This is a genomic window from Paenibacillus apiarius (assembly GCF_017052585.1).
Lineage (GTDB): Bacteria > Bacillota > Bacilli > Paenibacillales > Paenibacillaceae > Paenibacillus_B > Paenibacillus_B apiarius.
In genome coordinates, this window is the sequence record NZ_JAFFHZ010000001.1 from 5,243,375 (window position 1) to 5,261,425 (window position 18,051).

Consider the following 18,051-nt stretch of genomic DNA (forward strand, 5'->3'; position numbering starts at 1 on the left):
CGATCAGGAGACACCTCTATGCATATTTCGATCGTTACATTCGTATTTTCTCTCTTGTTTTGGCGGGATCATCGCCTGAATGACGAATTCTCCGACTGGATTGTCGAGAATCGGGAACGGTTGAAGCAAGACGGGTTGATGTTAAACGGTATTATCGTAAATCGCATGAAACCAAGTGCATGAAAGGATTCGACAAACCATATAAACAGGTGATGGACAGATGCACAAATTATTGCTTTTCATATGTTTCCTCTTCCTGCTTGGTTTAGGCAACAGCATATATCGGCAAGATATGAGCAATGCGATATTCCAGATCGTTATCGCAATTATCCTATTTCTATTATATGTAATCTTTCGCCGGAATGCCCGGAAAAAGGCTGATTTTGAAGTCTGGCTCCTGACCAATCGGGAACAGTTCATGATGTCCTCCGAGCTCATTTATGATGGCATTCGGCTCGACAAGGATTCGGAACTCGTCCAGTATGAAGTTTGTTTTTCGTTCGGTCTTATTAGCATACGGAGCAAAACCCGCCATTACGTGAAGGGCTACCACTATACGCCGCTCTTGAATTTGATGTTTACGGCGTACACGTTCCTCTTCGGCTGGTGGGCCTTGCCATTTGGCCCTATTTATACATTGCGATCCATCGGATATAATCTGTTTTCCAAGCCGAAGCTGCTGCACACGGTGGTGGGGGAACTGGCTCTGGCCCAGACGGCGGAATCAAAGGATACATAGGTTGCAACACAGAAGCGAGCCGGGACTAGGCTCGTTTTTTATTTGCGCGCAGGCAGGAATGGCAGCAGCCCCCCCTGCCTTGGAAACGGCAATATGGTTGCAGGCCTCTATAGAAGAGTCCTTAGTTCCATTCACCCTTACGGTCAGGAACGATTACGAGCAGGTGTAATAATTGGGGGACATCATTCTGCAGGTTGCCGTTTGGCAGCTAATAAAGTAGGCGAGGATCCGTTTCAACCCTGGTACCCTGGTCTTATACTCATACCCTAAATGGAATAGGGAGGGATGAAAGTATGGCAAGCAACGGATCGCTTTGCAGGCAGTACGGCCATTCGCAATCAAGGAATCAAAGTTACTTCTATACACAACGAATGGCTATTCGAGCGCCCTCGTTTGATTTATGTCAACATCGAAGCGGTTGAAAAATCGCTTGTTTTCGCAAGAAAAGTCAGGAGAGCGCTTGATGTTATTTAATGAAGGGAATTCTGTAGATAAGATTGAAGTTTAAGGCTCCACCAACATTAACTATGTAACGTCTGGGAAACCAGGCGTTTTTTGTTTTTGGGAAGAAAATCGCCCTGCCCAATGATGACGGACAGACCGGAATTCGTTCATTCATCTTCAGGACTTCCTCAGCTCCTTCCAGGTCTGCCCTTCCTGCGCCCACCGATTTACTTTTGGCGTAATTTACAGTTTTCTTTCATTTAGCCCTTTGATCAGGCTGCATTATTAAGTAAGATATGGAATAGAGGCTGGGAATAGGAGGCAATGATGAAAAAAACGATGTGGTTAGCCGTGCTCCTCCTTCTTACAAATGCAGGCTGGGGGATATTCTATGCTTATCAGCAGGGACAACAGGGACATCACGACAACAAAGGGACAGACATCTATACGTTAGCAGGCAACGGTGTCAATTGGCGGGTGGACAATTATCGAATTGTAGTGACTCCCGATAACATACAACGGGGCAATGCCAGCTTGACTTACTTGGGCAAAGCAGACGACGTTGCCGACAGCGACTATTTTTCGGTCCATTTTTATGAACCTGATCCGAAGTTCGGATATCAGACAGTGTTAAGTAAAAGCGCAAGCTCGCAGGGCGGTACAGTGAGTATGCTTGTCAATGTGAACAAGATAGGGACTATTACGGGGCCTTATGAGTACGGTGAAACAGCGAAGTCGAAGCAAGATTATGAGAATACGTACGTTGAAATGATCTGGAAGGATAATGACGGAAAGAAAAACAAGGAAACGATTCAGCTGCAGCTCGTCGATCATCTTGATGTGAGCCGCATGGGAGCCGCAGCGGAGTAGACTGCTTATGTTTACCAATGGATCTGACTTCGGCTGCATAGATATAATATTGCATACAAGAGGTGAACAATGATGGAGAGTGAGGCATTTAAGACGCTGCGAGGAATAGGAAAGAAACCGGTGAAAGCACAGATAGGCGGATTCCGTCCGGAGGATGGCAGACGGAGCTGGTTTGGCGGACATTTTTACATAGATGCAGAATCGGGATGGCCTAGGGATGAAGATGGCTATATGATTCCCGTACTGCAAGCGTATGTGCCTGAAATACCCGGCGGTATAGAAGGCGTGGGAAAGTCCGGCATGATTCAAGTATTTCTGAACAGGAAGCAGTTGCCGCTCGAGCCCGCGAAGAACGGAGACGGATGGAAGCTGATCGAGCATCGATCCGTGGACGGATTGCAGTTGGTTGACACGCCGGAAGAGGCGAGAGGATTAAGGGAATTTCAGATGAAATGGCACTTGTCCGAAGAATGTGATTATCCGTGCTGGGAAGAGGCGTGGGATTACGCCGATTTGACGGAGGTTAATGAGGATGACGAATTAAGCGACCAATTCTTTGATGAATTCACGCGCTATACGTTTACTAAAATCGGCGGTTATCCATCCTACATCCAATCTCCGGTCTCGCTCGCAGACTGCCAATTCGTCATGCAGATCGCATCCGAGGAGAAACCGCGCTTCATGATCGGTGACAATGGAAATCTGTATCTTTACAGATCGCGTGTGGACGGCGAGTGGTATATGTACTGGGATTGTTATTAAGGGTGAAGACGGAATTATTTCATGGTTCGTTATTTATGTAAAGAGAGGGTGGTTATGCTGAGATCTCAAGCTATCATCGTTAGAAACAATAATCAGATTCTGATGGTTAGGCAGCGTACGGATCGCGGGAAATTGGTATGGAGTTATCCCGGCGGAGGTATCGAGCAAGGAGAAACGCCTGAAGAAGCGTGTATTCGCGAAGTCAAGGAAGAAACAGGATATGAGATTACACTTCACGAGCGAATGACAGAGGTTAAACATAAGCACACGTACTGGGCGGAGATCATCGGCGGGACGTTATCATTAGATAAGACGAAGCCATATAATCAAGAAATCGTAGAGGTTGACTGGATTGACTTGCAGGATGAAGCCAAGTTCGATTCCATAACGAAGCAGATCCGTGATATCGTGATGCAACGCTTGGCGAAGGAATAGCGGACAATGTCTGATCAAGAGAATTCGTTCCAAGCAATGCATGCAGTGAGATTAGACAGCGCTTTCTCTGGGAGAGATCGCAGATAGTCACATGTCGTGAAAGGATTGAACTTGTTGCATCATCCAGCGATTTTAACAAAACCTACACCATGAGGGCGGTGTACAAGTGAAACCATAGACGGCATGTTATGTCGTGCCAAATAGGCGGCATGTTCAAGTATTGCTTGATCCATCGAAAAGTGACCTCCACCTGTGGTATTATCCCCTTTAAGCAGACACTCAACAAAATGGAAAGGGTATCGATATGCGCTATCATTATGAGTTTATCGAGCATCAAGAAGACTTGCCGATTCGGCTGTTTGTCAATAGCGTTGCACATATTCCTTTTCATTGGCATAAGGAAATTGAAATTATTTATGTGTTGCAGGGCACCATCACCATCTATTTGGATCAGCGTCCGTACACATTGAAGCAGGACGATATTATTGTCGTGAACAGCATGTCCATCCACCAGATCGAGCGCACAAGCCAAGACAATGTGCTGCTGACTCTCCAGTTTAATCCTGACCTTCTGGATAATCATACGTTCGTGGAGTGCAACTCTTTGAACCAGACGCCCGGCGACCGCGACCGTTATGATCGGATTCGCCGGTATCTTGCGGAATTGGCATGGGAGGCAAGCAAGAAGGCGCCAGGCTGCCGGAATTATTCAATGGGCGCGCTTCAACTGCTGGCTGGCCATCTGCTGCGTTATTTCTCGACTGGCTTGAACGAAGCGTCTCTAGAGAATAACAAGGCATACGATTACAAGCGGCTCAATCGCGTGCTGCAATTCGTCGATCGTAATTATAGCCAGAAAATAACGCTGCAAACAATCGCCGATGAGGAGCATCTAAGCTTGCATTACTTCTCCCATTTCTTTAGCGATAAAATCGGCATCCCGTTTCAGAAATATTTGACTTCGGTCCGTTTGGAGAAGGCGGAAGCCGAGTTGACGGAGTCCGACAAAAGCATAACGCAAATCGCCTTGGACTGCGGTTTTGCGAACGTGAAGCTATTCAACAAATATTTCAAAGAGAAGTACGATTGCACGCCAAGCGCTTTTCGAGACGCGGCAATAACCGAGACGCCAATCAGTCCGGCGAGGAAGCCGCTCACTTATGCTGAATCGTCAAGCGGCGATTATTATGAAACCGATACGATACAAGCGATGGAGTCGTTATACCGTTATTTGGAGCGAACTGAAGAGGATACGACTGCCTTTGACAGAAGGAGTATCGTTCATGACCGGATTGATATTCAAATACACGCAGACCATTCAGGTCTTCCTTATGAGCAGCATTGGAATCGGGTGACAACCGCCGGCAGGGCCGCTGAAGGGCTCCGAGCGGATTGGCAGGAGCAATTGCTGGACCTGCAGCGAAGCCTTGCTTTCACCCATATCCGATTCCATGGCATATTCAATGACGAGATGATGGTATATAGCGAAACGGAGGACGGCCTGCCTATCTATAACTGGTCTTATGTAGACAAGCTGTATGACTTCTTGTTGCAAGCGGGGTTACGCCCATTCGTGGAACTGAGCTTCATGCCGACGCTGCTGCGCCGCTCGAACGAGACGATTTTTTGGTGGAAGGGCAATATTTCCCCGCCGGCGGTCCAGAGCAAGTGGGATGCGCTTGTGCGCGAATTTGTTTGTCATTGCCTGAATCGGTACGGATTGGATGAAGTGAAGAAGTGGTATTTCGAAGTATGGAACGAACCTGATCTGGCAGGCGTTTGCTGGGCAGGCACGAAGGAGCAGTATTTTGAATTTTACAACTCCACCGCGCGTACGATCAAGTCGGTTTCTGCGGAACTGCGTGTAGGCGGACCTGCGCTCGGCTACGGCTCGCTGTGGAATGACAGCTGGGCGAAGGATTTTATGGTTTATTGCCGCGACGGGGATGTGCCGATTGACTTTTTTTCGTTTCATGTGTACTCGGAATATCCGAATCTGAAGGAAGAGGCCAACAGGCTGACGGAGATCATGCCGCCATCCTTCTACCTTGAGAGCATAGAGCGGCTAAGAGCTCAAATTGGCGAGAACGAAGCGCCGGGCCTTGAGCTGCATATGACAGAGTGGAACTTCTCCCTCTATGACCGCAATTTGGTTCACGATACGATGTTTATGGGACCCTTCGTCATTCATCATGCGCTCCGAACGATAGGAACGCTGACGTCAATCGCATTCTGGTCGTTCACTGATGTTTTCGAAGAAAGCCAAGTCCCGCAGCCGCTGTTCTACGGCGGGTTCGGCTTAATGAATCGCAACGGCTTAAAGAAGCCGAGCTTTTATGCATTCGAGCTGCTGGCCAAGCTGGGAGAGAGACTTGTCGCTCGCGGGGACGGCTATATCGTAACGAGCCGGAACGACGGAAGCCTGCAGCTATTAATGTACCATTACACGCATGTGGATCAGCTGTTCGCAAGCGGCGATTGGTCGGGGTTGACGGAAACGAGCAGGTACACTATTTTTGAGGAGAGAGGAAACAGAGCCTATCATCTTAAGCTGGATGGCTTAAGGGGCAATTATAAGCTGACGAGCTACCGGATTGATCGCGAGCACGGATCCGTGTTCGACGAATGGATTCGGCTGGGTAAGCCGGCTTCTCCGTCGGAGGAAGAAATAGCGTATTTACGAAATAAAAGCGGCCCCGAATTGCGGACGGAACAGTTGACCGATGCGCAAAGCTATGAGCAGACCTTTATTATTCCGTCTCATGGCGTCCTGTTGATTACATTGGATAAACAATTTTGATTGTTCATTATATACCACGCGAAGGATGAAGCACCTCTAACAGCCAAGAGGTGTTTTTTGCTGTATACGTTACTTCGCGGAGGCCAATCTATATGGTAAGGGGCTTCGATAAGGCAAAAAGTGAACCAACACGCGGCAAATAACAACAAGAAAGCGGTAACAAAAGATTTTATACTAAACAAGCAATCGAAAAGCGCTAAACAGAACGCAGGGGAGGAAGGATAATGGATCGTCTGATGAAGTGGATGACGGAAAAATTCGCGCCGCGGCTGGAAGCATTCACGAAAAATGTCTGGGTGGACTCCATTCAAGAAGCGATCATGGTCGCGTTGCCGATGATCTTCATCGGTTCATTGATTACGCTGGTATCGATTCTGAATAATTATTTTCCGGGAATGCCTGATTTGACACCGATTACAACGTTCAGCTTTGGTCTTCTCGGCATATTTATTGCCTTTCTGACGCCATATATGGTCATGCAGAAAAAGGATCGGCACAAAATCAAGCTGATTGCGGGAGCAACAGGCTTGTCCTTGTTTATGATGCTGTTGAAACCGAAGATTAGCGATGACGGCACGATTCAGTTTCTATTGGAGCGGTTTGGACCGTCCGGCATGATTACTGCGCTGCTTGTCGGTATCCTTGTAGCGCTCGTCATGAATATGTTTAACCGCTTCTCTTGGTTCAAGAAAGATACGAAGCTGCCTGAGTTTATCGTGGACTGGTTTGACTTTCTCGTTCCGATCGGTCTGATTCTGATGTTCGGCTGGGTGCTTATCTATCAGCTTGATTTTGATATTTTCGAACTTATCGTCAACGTATTCAAGCCGCTTAACACGATCAGCCAAAGCCTCGCCGGCTTCGTATTGTTTAATTTTATCGGCGTTGTGCTTTATTCCTTCGGCGTCAGCCCTTGGGTGATGACCCCGATCTTTTATTCGATATGGATTCCCGCGATCGAGGAGAATGCCGCTTTGGCCTCGCAAGGCTTGGAACCTGTCAACATTAATACATTCGAAACGTTTTTCTCCGGTTGGGTAGGCGTTGGCGGACTAGGCGCGACGCTGCCGCTCATCATCTGGTTCCTGTTCGCGAAGTCAAAAAAATTGAACTCGATCGGTAAAGCGACGATTGTTCCCTCGCTGTTCAATATTAACGAGCCGGTCATTTATGGGGCGCCGATCGCTTTCAATCCCATTTTAATGATTCCGATGTGGATTAATGGTCTCATCACGCCAATTATTGTCTACATGGTGCTCGATTCCGGTCTTGTCGACATACCGGCCAAGGTGTACCAGCTGTGGTATACGCCAATTGGATTGTCAACCTATATTTTATCCGGATTGAAGGGATTGATTTTGCTCGCGGTAGTATTGCTCATTATTTTCGTCGTATGGTTTCCATTCTTTAAAGTGTATGACTTGCAGGAGCTGAAGAAAGAAAAAGAGCGGGCCGATCTGCAGGAAGGGTAGAACGAGGAGGAATGCAAAATGAAACATGCAACAGAAGATTTATTGAAAGCGATGACACTGGAAGAAAAAGCCGCGCTGTGCGCCGGTCTGAATATGTGGATGACGAAAGGAGTCGACCGCCTGGGCGTTCCGCCGATTCATATGTATGACGGGACGAACGGCATTCGCAAAACGAACAGCGATGAGGAACTCGGCATTACGGGGGAAAATATGCCGGCTACATGTTATCCGACCGGATCGGCGATCGGCTCATCGTGGAACACGGAGCTGCTTCATGAGGTTGGAGTCGCTCTTGGCGCAGAGGGCAGACAGATGGGCGTTCAGCTGCTTCTGGGACCAGGCATCAACATGAAGCGCACCCCCCTCGGCGGTCGAAATTTCGAATACTATTCTGAGGATCCTTGCTTGTCGGGCGAGCTTGGCGCTGCTTTCGTGAATGGCTTGCAAAGCCAAGGCGTCGGCGCTTCAGTCAAGCATTACGCTTGCAACAATCAAGAGTACGAGAAGATGATCACAAGCTCGGAGGTAGACGAGCGGACGCTGCGTGAAATTTATTTGAACGCCTTCGAACGAATTGTTAAAAAAGCGAATCCTTGGACCATCATGTGCTCTTATAATCTCGTGAACGGTTCCTATGCCAGCGAGAACGAACATTTGCTGAATGATATTTTGCGCGAGGAATGGGGATATGAAGGCGTTGTCCTGTCCGATTGGACTGCCGTCAACGACCGTATAAGCGGACTCAAGGCCGGCCTCGATTTGGAAATGCCGGGACCGGCTCATTACAACACGAAGGCGATTGTGGAGGCGGTGGAAGCCGGGCAGTTGGAGGAGGCGCAGCTCGATAAGATTGTGCGCCGCATTCTCGAACTCGTGCGTAAAACAACCGCTTCGCAGGACAATCGCGGGCAAGCCGCCATCGATTACCATGAGCTGGCAAGGAAAGCGGCGTCCGAAAGCATGGTGCTGCTTAAAAACGACAATTGCATTCTTCCGATTGACGCCGCCAAGGTAACGTCCGTCGCCGTCATCGGAAAATTCGCGAAGCAGCCGAGAATTCAAGGAGCGGGAAGTGCCAAGGTAACGCCGACCTGCATGGATATTCCGTGGGAAGAGATGAAGAAGATCGCGGCCGATTCGATTGCGCTGACCTATGCGGAGGGTTATCCTCAGGATGACCGCGAGGATGATCTCCTCATCCAAGAAAGCGCGGCGCTGGCAGCGAAGGCGGATATGGCTGTGCTGTTCGTCGGACAGCCGGAGTCTGCGGAATCGGAAATGCATGACTTGACCGGCATCGAGTTGCCTTTGCACCAAGTGAAGCTCATTGAAGCGGTAGCAGCGGTTCAGCCGCGCTGCGTCGTCGTCACATGCAGCGGCACAGCGCTTGCGATGCGTCCTTGGGTGCAGCATGTGCCGGGCGTCCTCCATTCGTGGCTCGCCGGACAAGGCAGCGGCAGAGCGATAGCCGACATTTTGTTCGGACGTGTAAATCCGTCAGGCAAATTGTCCGAAACGTTCCCGGTCAAGCTGTCGGACAATCCATCGCATATGCGTCTGCGCGGCGAGAACGGAAAGCTGTATTACCGGGAGGGAATGTTTGTCGGATACCGGTATTATGACAGGAAGGAGCTTGCGCCGCAATTCCCGTTCGGGCACGGCTTATCGTATGCGAGGTTCGCTTATTCGAATTTGAAGGCTGTACAGCATAGCGGACAAGTGACCGTCACATGCAGCGTAGAAAATACAGGCGACGTGTTCGGCAAAGAAGTTGTGCAGTTGTACGTGCATGACGAGGAGTGCAAATGGGTGCGTCCGGAGAAGGAGCTCAAAGCGTTCGCTAAGCTCGCGCTTGAGCCCGGCGAGAAGAAGGAAGTCCGTTTTGTTCTGGAAGAACGGGACTTTGCGTATTACAACACGAAATATAACAAATGGGTCGCGGAAACGGGCTATTTCCAGCTCATGATCGGAAGCTCTTCGCGGGATATCCGCATTTGCGAGAGATTGCACTGCCATTTCGGAGACGAAGAAATTTCCTTTCATAAGTTCAGCTTATTAAGCGATTGGCTTAGCCATCCGATTGCAAGAGCCATCCTTGAAAGCTGCCTGGAAGAAATGAATGCTCACGTGAGCGACAAGATTCGTCTTGATGACGAGTTTATCGGATTCTGGGGCGACTTCCCGGCGATCAAGATTATTCAAATGTTCGGGCAAAGCTGGCTGATTGACAGATCGCCCGATCAGGTCATGGAGCAATTGATTCAAAAGTTCGATCGCGAGCGGCATGCTTAGCAAACAGATGAAACAATTGCGCAGACGAAGGAGCACGACGTTGAATACGATCGATAAGGCTGTTATCCGTCATTGGGTGAACTTCGACAACGAGGACATTCAAGCAGCATCCCTCTGGCTCCATAACTGAAAAGCTGCTAAACACAAGGATTTTTGTTGTGTTTGGCGGCTTTTTTTCTGTCTTTTTTTCTCTGAAAAATGGAAGCCGTCTGACGTTTGCAGCTGAGAAGTCGTTATTCCATCCCCCGGAAGCTTCGGATAAACAGCAGTTCAAGATAATGACTCTCTATTTTTTTATTTTCGACACTAATGAAAGCATTTTCAAAATGACGTCATAAATAATTGAATATCGCCAATATGTTTTTATATATTGCGTATTATTTAATGATATTGTACATTAATTTCGTAAGGATAATATATACAATTCATATTTGGGGGAGACAAGATGAATCAAGGAATCGGTATTAGCGGAATGGGGAGGATCGGCCGCCTATTAATAAGGAAGCTTATGTCGGAGACGCCATACCATTTGAAAGCTATTAACAGTATGTATCCTATCGAGACCATTGCCCATTTGTTGAAATACGATTCGGTTCATGGAATTTGGGATGCAACCATTTCGGGAAAGGATAATTTGCTTGTGATTAATGGACATTCCATACAGGTGGTGTATGAGCGCGATCCATCCCGAATTCCATGGAAAGCTCTTGGAGTTGATATTGTCATAGACGCAACCGGAAAATTCAATGATCGTGACGGTGCGCAGAAGCATATGACAGGAGGAGCTTCAACGGTCATTATTTCGGCGCCGGGAGACAGGATGGATCTGACGGTTGTCATGGGGGTCAACGATGATAAATATAATCCCCGGAAGCACGCGTTGCTGTCAGCGGCATCCTGTACGACGAACTGCTTGTCTCCCGTATTGCACATTTTAGATCAAGCATACGGCGTGGAGCGGGGATGGATGACCACGATTCATTCGTTCACCTCCGATCAGAAGCATCTGGATAATCCGCACAAAGATTTACGGAGAGCAAGGGCCTGCACGCAATCCATCGTCCCGACTACGACCGGCGTCGGCAAAGCATTGAGCGATGTGCTTCCTCATCTGTCCGGGTGTGTCGAAGGAAGCTCAATCCGCGTTCCTACGCAAAATGTATCGTTAATCGATTTGACCTTGAAGGTCTCGCGGGAAATGAGTACGGAGGACGTTCAATCCGTGTTGCGCAAAGCGGCGGCGGGTCCTTTTTCGGCTTATGTGGATTATACGGAGGAGCCGCTTGTTTCAACTGATTTTATAGGAAATGACAAGTCGGCGGTTGTCGACGGTTTAACCGTAAACGCATCGGACGGATTTATCAAATTGATGGCTTGGTATGATAATGAGTGGGGATATTCAAGCAGAGTCATAGATTTGGCTAACCTGGTGCAAGTGAGGATGAGCGAAGCAAGAACGATTCAATCATGAATTTTGTAAGGTAGGAATAGGAGGATAACCGTGATCGCGAATACGAAGGGAAGAACTCAAAATGCCGGATCAAATGTGGAAGTATCTCATAGAAACCTGCCGGTTGCTAAGCTTGTTGAGTCCGCTCTCCTCCACGGAGAAGGGCAACTGACTTCTACAGGCGCGCTGCAAATTACGACAGGCAAGTATACAGGACGTTCTCCGAAGGATAAGTTCATCGTTAGGGAGCCCCAGTCGACAGACCATATTGCTTGGGGGAAAGTAAATCAGGCTCTCACTCCCGAACAATTTGATTCGCTTTATGAGAAAACGATGAATTATATGGAGAGCCGCAATCTATTCGTTTTCAACGGTTATGCAGGAGCGGACCAAGCCTATCGCCTGCCTATCCGAATTATTAACGAATATGCATGGCAAAATTTATTTGTTCATCAGTTGTTCATTCGTCCTACTGCGGCTGAACTGCAGTCTCATGAACCCGAATTTACCGTTATTGCGATGCCTGGCTTGAAAGCGGATCCGGCCACGGACGGTACGAATTCCGAGACCTTCATTGTCATTTCATTCGAAAGAAAGACCGTACTGATCGGCGGAACCCACTATGCGGGCGAGATGAAGAAATCGATTTTCAGCGTGATGAACTATTTGCTCCCATTCCGCGGCGTAATGCCAATGCATTGTTCGGCTAATGTAGGGGAGGCTGGAGACACGGCTTTGTTCTTCGGATTATCGGGAACAGGCAAGACGACCTTGTCGGCTGACCCGCATCGCAGATTAATAGGCGATGACGAGCATGGCTGGTCTGACACAGGCGTATTTAACTTCGAAGGCGGATGTTATGCCAAATGCATAGGGCTGACACAGGAGAAAGAGCCGCAAATATGGAATGCGATCCGGTTCGGCTCCGTCTTGGAGAACGTGGTGATTGACGCCGTTTCCGGCGAAGCAGACTACCGTAATAATGAATTGACGGAGAATTCGCGGGCCGCATATCCGATTGAATATATTCAAGGCTCGGTCATACCCGGAGTCGCCGGCCATCCGAACGTCATTTTCTTTTTAACCGCAGATGCCTTTGGTGTGCTGCCTCCTGTGTCCAAGCTGACGAAGGAACAAGCGATGTATCACTTCCTGTCGGGCTATACCTCCAAGCTGGCGGGTACGGAACGCGGCGTAACCGATCCGGAAGCCACGTTTTCGGCATGCTTTGCAGGCCCCTTCCTTCCGCTTAGGCCGGGTGTTTACACGGAAATGCTCGGCGACAAAATAACGAAGCACGGCGCGCGCGTCTATTTGGTCAATACAGGATGGAGCGGCGGCCCTTACGGGATTGGCGAGCGGATGAATCTGTCGTACACAAGAGCTATGATTACGGCGATTATGAATGGGAGTATTGAGAATGCGTCATTTACTCCTCATTCCGTGTTCGGGATGCTCATCCCGGATGCCATTCCGTTAGTTCCCCATGAACTGCTCGATCCGAGAAACGTATGGGCGGATAAATCGGCCTATGATCGACAAGCGAGACAGCTTGCGAAGCTCTTTGCTCAAAATTTTGAGAAATTCAGCGATGTATCTGACGCAATCAAGCTCGCTGGTCCGCAACTATAGTTGCCGTGTGCTCTAGCGGTGTCGAAAATCCAATTTAGAAAGATTTATAACGGTTCTATGAAAAAGGGGCTGTCTCAGAAGTCATGAAAATGACTTAGAGATAGCCCCGTTTCGACATAAAGTGGAATGCCTGATAGTGATTCTAACGAATTTTCCTATTGGTGGTTGCGAGCGGCTAGTTCTTTTCGTATGAAAAGTCAGGGGAGCGCAGGTCTTCATAAAAGCAAACCGCGGTCCAGCGGCAATCAAGCCAGTCTGAACGGAAACGAATTGAAACGAATGTTCTTGGAATTGTGTGGGGTAAGGATGGTATAATAGGAGGGCGAGAGGTATTTTGAAGCAATCCGTCCGTTAGCGGATGGCGGATGGCTGATATGGAAGTGATAGGATGTTGCGTGAAGTAAAGAAACTCGCCGATCGGATTGACAAGGAAGACCGATATCCTTTTCATGTTCCGGTGATTCAACATTTGGATACCTTGCAAATCAGAAAAAACGTTACGTTCTTCGTGGGCGAGAATGGCTCTGGCAAGTCGACGCTGGTAGAGGCAATTACCTATCAATGCGGCTTCAATACCGCTGGCGGCGGACGGAATAATCAATATGAATTAGAGTCTTCTGAAGCTAGGCTTGGCGATTATATCAGGCTGTCTTGGATGCCTAAGGTGAATCAGGGGTTCTTTTTGCGAGCGGAGTCATTCTATCATTTCGCATCGCATATCGATGAAGTGGCTCGAGAGGATCGGAGCATTTATCAATATTATGGCGGCCGTTCCTTGCACGAGCAATCGCACGGAGAGTCGTTCCTGGCGTTGTTCAAGAACCGATTCGGCCGCAAAGGCATCTATTTGCTGGACGAGCCTGAGGCGGCTTTGTCTCCAGCGCGTCAATTGGCGTTTCTTAGCATTATCCATGAGATGCAGAAGAACGCACAGCTTATCATTGCCACCCATTCCCCCATTCTGCTCGGGTATCCCAACGCGGACATCTATAATTTCGATGTGCTGCCGGTTCAACCGGTAGCTTATGAAGATACTGATCACTATCAGGATAAGAGACAAACTAGGAGAGTGAATAGAATGATACAAGCCCTTGTTTTCGATTTTGACGGATTAATTATTGATACGGAAACCCCTTGGTATTATGCGTTCCAGCAAGTATATCAGCGATATGGATTTGAACTGCCCTTGTCCGTATATGCGCAATGCATCGGCACGACATTCCATGATTTCAACCCATATGCGAATCTGGCTGAACAAGCTGGTGTCGATGTGGAAGTGATTACACGCGAGTGCAAAACAGCGCATGCCGCTTTAATGGAGCGTATTGAGCTAAGAGCGGGTGTACGGGATTATTTGAAAGAAGCGAAACGGCTCAACTTGAAGGTCGGGATCGCATCGAGCTCCGAATATGCATGGATCGAGCCGCTCTTGAAGAAGCATGACATCTACCATTATTTCGATACGGTACAGACTGCAGACGTCGTGGCCAAGGTGAAGCCGGATCCAGAGCTATATGTAAAAGCATTGGCGGCATTGGAGGTCGAGGGCAAACAGGCCATTTCCTTCGAGGACTCATTGAACGGCTTTACGGCTGCCAAGGCAGCGGGATTGAATTGCGTCGTCGTCCCGAACGAGGTAACTCGCCATCTGCCATTCACAGAACATGATCTGATGCTGACTTCCATGTCGGATATGCCACTTGCGGAGGTCATCACCAAGCTGAGCGGTGCAACAGGTTGAATGGATAGTTAGTCTGTGTGTATAAGCTAAGGTGATATAACGATGAGAATTGAAGTGACAAATCAATGTTTTACGATAACTGACGACCAAGGGCGTTCTATATCCAATGAATGGGATGAAGTGTGCCGAGTTCATGTCTATGTGATAGACTGCGTGCTTTGGACCAACCGCTGCATTGAACTTGAATTTGAATATGGCAAGTTCGCCGAAGTGCATGATGATTATGAGGGATGGGAGGAGTTGGTCAATCAACTGGATCATTATCTTCCGATTACCGATCACTCGTGGAGAGAAAGGCTGATGAACTGCGGCCCCGATGACAAAGTGGATACAATATTCGAGAGAATGGCAAGCAATCGATAGAATTCATCCTTGCTTTGCTATCGTCACGCGATAGAACTGAGTTTAACAACAATGGAGTAATGGAGGGAATATGTAAACGCTGTTTGATTGAACACCCTCTTGAAGGAGGCAAGCCATGGGATCCAGAATCATGCACTTTACGATCGCAACGATACTGGCCGGTAAGCTAGGCATCCATGATGAGAGCTTTCTGGTGGGAGGCATCGCTCCCGATGCCAGTAAACATATAAACGCTCCCAAGCAGAAGTCGCACTTTGTATACAAGGATGCGGAGGGGCACAGCTTCGTCAATCATGAGCGGTTCTGCCGCAATTATTTGTCGGAACAAGCTCGTCCGTTTCATTTAGGATATTACTGCCACCTCATCGCGGATAACATATGGCTGCAGGATATTTACTATCCCAAAGTAAAGTGGCTGGAAGCGAACGAGAAAAAAGAGACACAGCAGCGATATTACAATGATTTTAGACGGCTGAACGGCATTCTCATTGATCATTATCATTTGGAGTGGAAAGACATGAACCCCATTGCAGAGGAAATCGATGAGATCGACTGGGCTTGCCTGCCAGCGCTTATTGCCGATTTGAAAGATGACTTCGAGCGAAAAGACGATACCCGAGGGGAAGCGTTGCAGTTTTTCCGGCTTGAGGATATTTTTAGATATATCGAGAAATCCGTTCATCTAAGTATGGAGGCGATTGCAGATAAGGTGACAGTGTAACTCGTCATTCATCATTAGCTATATAAATGGAACGAAAGAAAGATCACTTTTCCAGCCAATAACGATATGCTGCCAAGTACTTCTCTGCACTCTCCCTCTGGTTCAGAAGGGTCATCTCTTCGTAGGGGAAGGTTAACCTTGGGGTGCATGCTCTAGTAACCTTGCTTATCAAACGATTGAGCAGCATCACCGTTCGATCGCACCGCTTAGCGCTTAAGACATGCGGGAATCGATTGTTACTGATTGAAGGGGAGAGTGTGAGGAAGTGCCGAACGTAGACAGTATCGCCGCCCAATATTTTGAGATAACTAACGAAACTGTATCCAACTCTTATCAAGAAATTAAATAGTTCAACTTACATGGCTTCATAGCGGGAGGGCAATATGAACAAGTTGAGAGAACTCATTCATCAGCCGATACCGGTTGAACGAATCGAAGATATGCCGGCCGAAGCATTGATAGAGCACGTAAGCCTTCGTATGTACAATCCGGAAGTGGCTTCACTGCGCGAAAGGGAGACGTTGGAGCGTATCAATGCTCTCCAGGATTATGAGATCATGAGCGGCATCAGGCGTATTTCAGTCAAATACGGGATGACGGCGCAGCAATTGCGCGATAATGTCAACTTGCAAGCGCCCTGCGAAATCTCACAGCTGGCGGAATTATAAGTTATGAAGATAAGCCCCGGAATACCGAAGATTCTCCTGCATCGAGGAGAACATACCGTGCCGCACTATGAATTTCGGTTCAGTCTGCAGGCAACCATCATGTGGCTTGTGTGCGGAGTGGTGGCATTGGCTTTGATTGTAACCGGTTACATGATAGAGCGGGAAACGGCGAAGAATACGGAGTATCTTGTCAAAGAAAAGGCGAGAGCCATCGCCCGCGCGATTGCGACGACGCCTTTGGTGGCGGATGCGCTCAGCCGCAAGCTGCCGGAGGAGGGCATACAGCGCTATGCCGACCATATTCGCGAGCAGACCGGGATGCAGTACGTGGTGGTCATGGATATGAACGGAATCCGCAAGTCGCACCCAGAGCCCGCTAACATCGGCAAGCCATTTGCAGGAGGAGACGAGAAGGCAGTATTGCGCGGCAATGAGTATGTGTCGTACGGGGAAGGGACGCTTGGAACATCACTGCGGGCATTCATGCCTGTCCGCACAGATGAGGGGACGCAGGTAGGCGCAGTAGCGGCAGGAATATCGCTCTCAAGCGTCGAGCAGGCGGTCATGAAGAACCGATGGATTATTTACGTCGGGATGGTATTGGGCGGTGTGGCGGGAATCGGCGGCGCGCTATTGTTGGCACGGAAAATAAAGCGGATATTGTTTGGCCTCGAACCGTCGGAGATCGCCCGTGTGCTGGAGGAGCGCAACGCCATGCTGCAATCGGCCCGGGAAGGCATCGTCGCCGTCGATCAAGAATGCCGCATTACCTTGATTAACGAAGAAGCGCGCAGGTTGTTGGATAAGGCAGGCTTGATGAAGGAAGGCGCAAGCAGCGAGGGCGATGGCTGCGTCCTCGAATTGCTTCGCAAGACGCTGCGTACGGGAGAGCCGATTCTGGATGCCGAGCTTCAAATGCAAGGTCTTACCGTCTTGGCGAACAGCGTTCCGATTCGGGTGCATGACACGACGGTCGGAGTCATTGCCACGTTCCGCGATAAGACGGAGATTCGACGGTTAGCCGAGCGGTTAACGGGCGTGCGATTATACTCGGATGCTCTGCGGGCGCAAACCCATGAATTTATGAACAAGCTGCATGTCATTTTGGGATTGGTGCATATCAGAGCGTATGAGCGCTTGGAAGGATACATCAGCGAAGTGGCCAGCCGGCACCAGAAGGAATCCGGTATAATGATGCATTGTGTGAGTGATCCGGTTTTAGCCGCTTTTCTATTAGGCAAAAAGAGCAATGCGAGAGAACGCGGCTTGACGTTGGAAGTGAACGAGTTGAGCAGCCTGCCTGAGCCCGGGGATGCGGGGGTGACTCATGAATTAATAACCATCTTGGGCAATCTGATCGACAATGCCATGGATGCGTTGTCTATCATAGAACAAGGAAAGATTTTAATCGGCATATATTATGAAGCTGGAACGATGACGCTCCGGGTTGCCGATAACGGCCCGGGAATAGACGGGGAAGCAAGCGCGCGGATCTTCGAGCAAGGGTTCACCACGAAAGGCGGAGACCGCGGATTTGGGCTCTCGCTCGTCCAGCAGTCTGTTCAACGGCTTGGCGGAAGCATCGAAGTGGAGTCGGAGCGGGGGACGGGCGCCGTTTTTATGGTTACGATTCCATATCATATCAAGGGGGAAACGTAAGGC

General features: G+C 48.9%; 15 protein-coding genes and 1 pseudogene. All 16 read left to right on the plus strand.

Annotated elements, in window-relative coordinates:
- Positions 1-18: 18 nt before the first annotated feature.
- The gene (locus JSQ80_RS23195; protein ID WP_206096859.1) at positions 19-183 is read left to right on the plus strand and encodes a hypothetical protein; all 165 of its coding nucleotides are present in this window, start codon (positions 19-21) and stop codon (positions 181-183) included.
- A 37-nt stretch (positions 184-220) separates the two neighbouring features.
- Positions 221-739 (plus strand): hypothetical protein, encoded by a 519-nt coding sequence (locus tag JSQ80_RS23200; RefSeq protein ID WP_206096860.1) that lies wholly within the window; start codon positions 221-223, stop codon positions 737-739.
- Positions 740-1,063: 324 nt separating this feature from the next.
- Positions 1,064-1,213: pseudogene (locus tag JSQ80_RS23205) on the plus strand (DUF1259 domain-containing protein); the annotation flags it as partial.
- Positions 1,214-1,507: 294 nt separating this feature from the next.
- Complete coding sequence (locus JSQ80_RS23210) at positions 1,508-2,053, plus strand: hypothetical protein (RefSeq protein WP_206096861.1); 546 nt, start codon at positions 1,508-1,510, stop codon at positions 2,051-2,053.
- 69 nt (positions 2,054-2,122) lie between these two features.
- Positions 2,123-2,815 carry a DUF1963 domain-containing protein gene (locus JSQ80_RS23215; RefSeq protein ID WP_240463781.1) on the plus strand — a complete coding sequence of 231 codons (693 nt, stop codon included), beginning with the start codon at positions 2,123-2,125 and terminating at the stop codon, positions 2,813-2,815.
- Between the two features lie 54 nt (positions 2,816-2,869).
- Positions 2,870-3,250 carry an NUDIX hydrolase gene (locus JSQ80_RS23220; RefSeq protein WP_206096862.1) on the plus strand — a complete coding sequence of 127 codons (381 nt, stop codon included), beginning with the start codon at positions 2,870-2,872 and terminating at the stop codon, positions 3,248-3,250.
- 304 nt (positions 3,251-3,554) lie between these two features.
- Entirely contained in the window at positions 3,555-6,050 is a 2,496-nt protein-coding gene (locus tag JSQ80_RS23225) for a GH39 family glycosyl hydrolase (protein WP_206096863.1), read from the plus strand.
- 224 nt (positions 6,051-6,274) lie between these two features.
- The gene (locus tag JSQ80_RS23230; RefSeq protein WP_206096864.1) at positions 6,275-7,522 is read left to right on the plus strand and encodes a PTS sugar transporter subunit IIC; all 1,248 of its coding nucleotides are present in this window, start codon (positions 6,275-6,277) and stop codon (positions 7,520-7,522) included.
- A gap of 18 nt (positions 7,523-7,540) precedes the next feature.
- Entirely contained in the window at positions 7,541-9,814 is a 2,274-nt protein-coding gene (locus JSQ80_RS23235) for a beta-glucosidase family protein (RefSeq protein ID WP_206096865.1), read from the plus strand.
- A gap of 445 nt (positions 9,815-10,259) precedes the next feature.
- Entirely contained in the window at positions 10,260-11,285 is a 1,026-nt protein-coding gene (gene gap / locus JSQ80_RS23240) for a type I glyceraldehyde-3-phosphate dehydrogenase (RefSeq protein WP_206096866.1), read from the plus strand.
- Positions 11,286-11,315: 30 nt separating this feature from the next.
- Positions 11,316-12,896 (plus strand): phosphoenolpyruvate carboxykinase (ATP), encoded by a 1,581-nt coding sequence (gene pckA / locus JSQ80_RS23245; RefSeq protein ID WP_206096867.1) that lies wholly within the window; start codon positions 11,316-11,318, stop codon positions 12,894-12,896.
- 388 nt (positions 12,897-13,284) lie between these two features.
- Positions 13,285-14,637, plus strand: a complete 1,353-nt coding sequence (locus JSQ80_RS30080; RefSeq protein ID WP_418888882.1) for an HAD-IA family hydrolase — start codon at positions 13,285-13,287, stop codon at positions 14,635-14,637.
- A 42-nt stretch (positions 14,638-14,679) separates the two neighbouring features.
- Positions 14,680-15,000, plus strand: coding sequence for a hypothetical protein (locus tag JSQ80_RS23260; RefSeq protein WP_206096868.1), 321 nt, complete (start codon positions 14,680-14,682; stop codon positions 14,998-15,000).
- Positions 15,001-15,115: 115 nt separating this feature from the next.
- On the plus strand, positions 15,116-15,721 hold the full coding sequence (locus JSQ80_RS23265; RefSeq protein WP_206096869.1) for a zinc dependent phospholipase C family protein: 606 nt from the start codon (positions 15,116-15,118) through the stop codon (positions 15,719-15,721).
- A 383-nt stretch (positions 15,722-16,104) separates the two neighbouring features.
- Positions 16,105-16,389: a hypothetical protein gene (locus tag JSQ80_RS23270; RefSeq protein ID WP_206096870.1), complete on the plus strand. Its 285-nt coding sequence runs from the start codon at positions 16,105-16,107 to the stop codon at positions 16,387-16,389.
- 57 nt (positions 16,390-16,446) lie between these two features.
- Positions 16,447-18,048: a DcuS/MalK family sensor histidine kinase gene (dcuS, locus tag JSQ80_RS23275; protein WP_336245810.1), complete on the plus strand. Its 1,602-nt coding sequence runs from the start codon at positions 16,447-16,449 to the stop codon at positions 18,046-18,048.
- The last annotated feature ends 3 nt before the right edge of the window (positions 18,049-18,051 follow it).

Coding starts and splice junctions, on each gene's coding strand:
- JSQ80_RS23260 (WP_206096868.1), top strand. CDS start 14,680: ATGAGAATTGAAGTGACAAATCAATGTTTTACGATAACTGACGACCAA.
- JSQ80_RS23215 (WP_240463781.1), top strand. CDS start 2,123: ATGATGGAGAGTGAGGCATTTAAGACGCTGCGAGGAATAGGAAAGAAA.
- JSQ80_RS23210 (WP_206096861.1), top strand. CDS start 1,508: ATGATGAAAAAAACGATGTGGTTAGCCGTGCTCCTCCTTCTTACAAAT.
- JSQ80_RS23225 (WP_206096863.1), top strand. CDS start 3,555: ATGCGCTATCATTATGAGTTTATCGAGCATCAAGAAGACTTGCCGATT.
- JSQ80_RS23235 (WP_206096865.1), top strand. CDS start 7,541: ATGAAACATGCAACAGAAGATTTATTGAAAGCGATGACACTGGAAGAA.
- JSQ80_RS23230 (WP_206096864.1), top strand. CDS start 6,275: ATGGATCGTCTGATGAAGTGGATGACGGAAAAATTCGCGCCGCGGCTG.
- gap (WP_206096866.1), top strand. CDS start 10,260: ATGAATCAAGGAATCGGTATTAGCGGAATGGGGAGGATCGGCCGCCTA.
- JSQ80_RS23270 (WP_206096870.1), top strand. CDS start 16,105: ATGAACAAGTTGAGAGAACTCATTCATCAGCCGATACCGGTTGAACGA.
- JSQ80_RS30080 (WP_418888882.1), top strand. CDS start 13,285: ATGTTGCGTGAAGTAAAGAAACTCGCCGATCGGATTGACAAGGAAGAC.
- JSQ80_RS23195 (WP_206096859.1), top strand. CDS start 19: ATGCATATTTCGATCGTTACATTCGTATTTTCTCTCTTGTTTTGGCGG.
- JSQ80_RS23220 (WP_206096862.1), top strand. CDS start 2,870: ATGCTGAGATCTCAAGCTATCATCGTTAGAAACAATAATCAGATTCTG.
- JSQ80_RS23265 (WP_206096869.1), top strand. CDS start 15,116: ATGGGATCCAGAATCATGCACTTTACGATCGCAACGATACTGGCCGGT.
- JSQ80_RS23200 (WP_206096860.1), top strand. CDS start 221: ATGCACAAATTATTGCTTTTCATATGTTTCCTCTTCCTGCTTGGTTTA.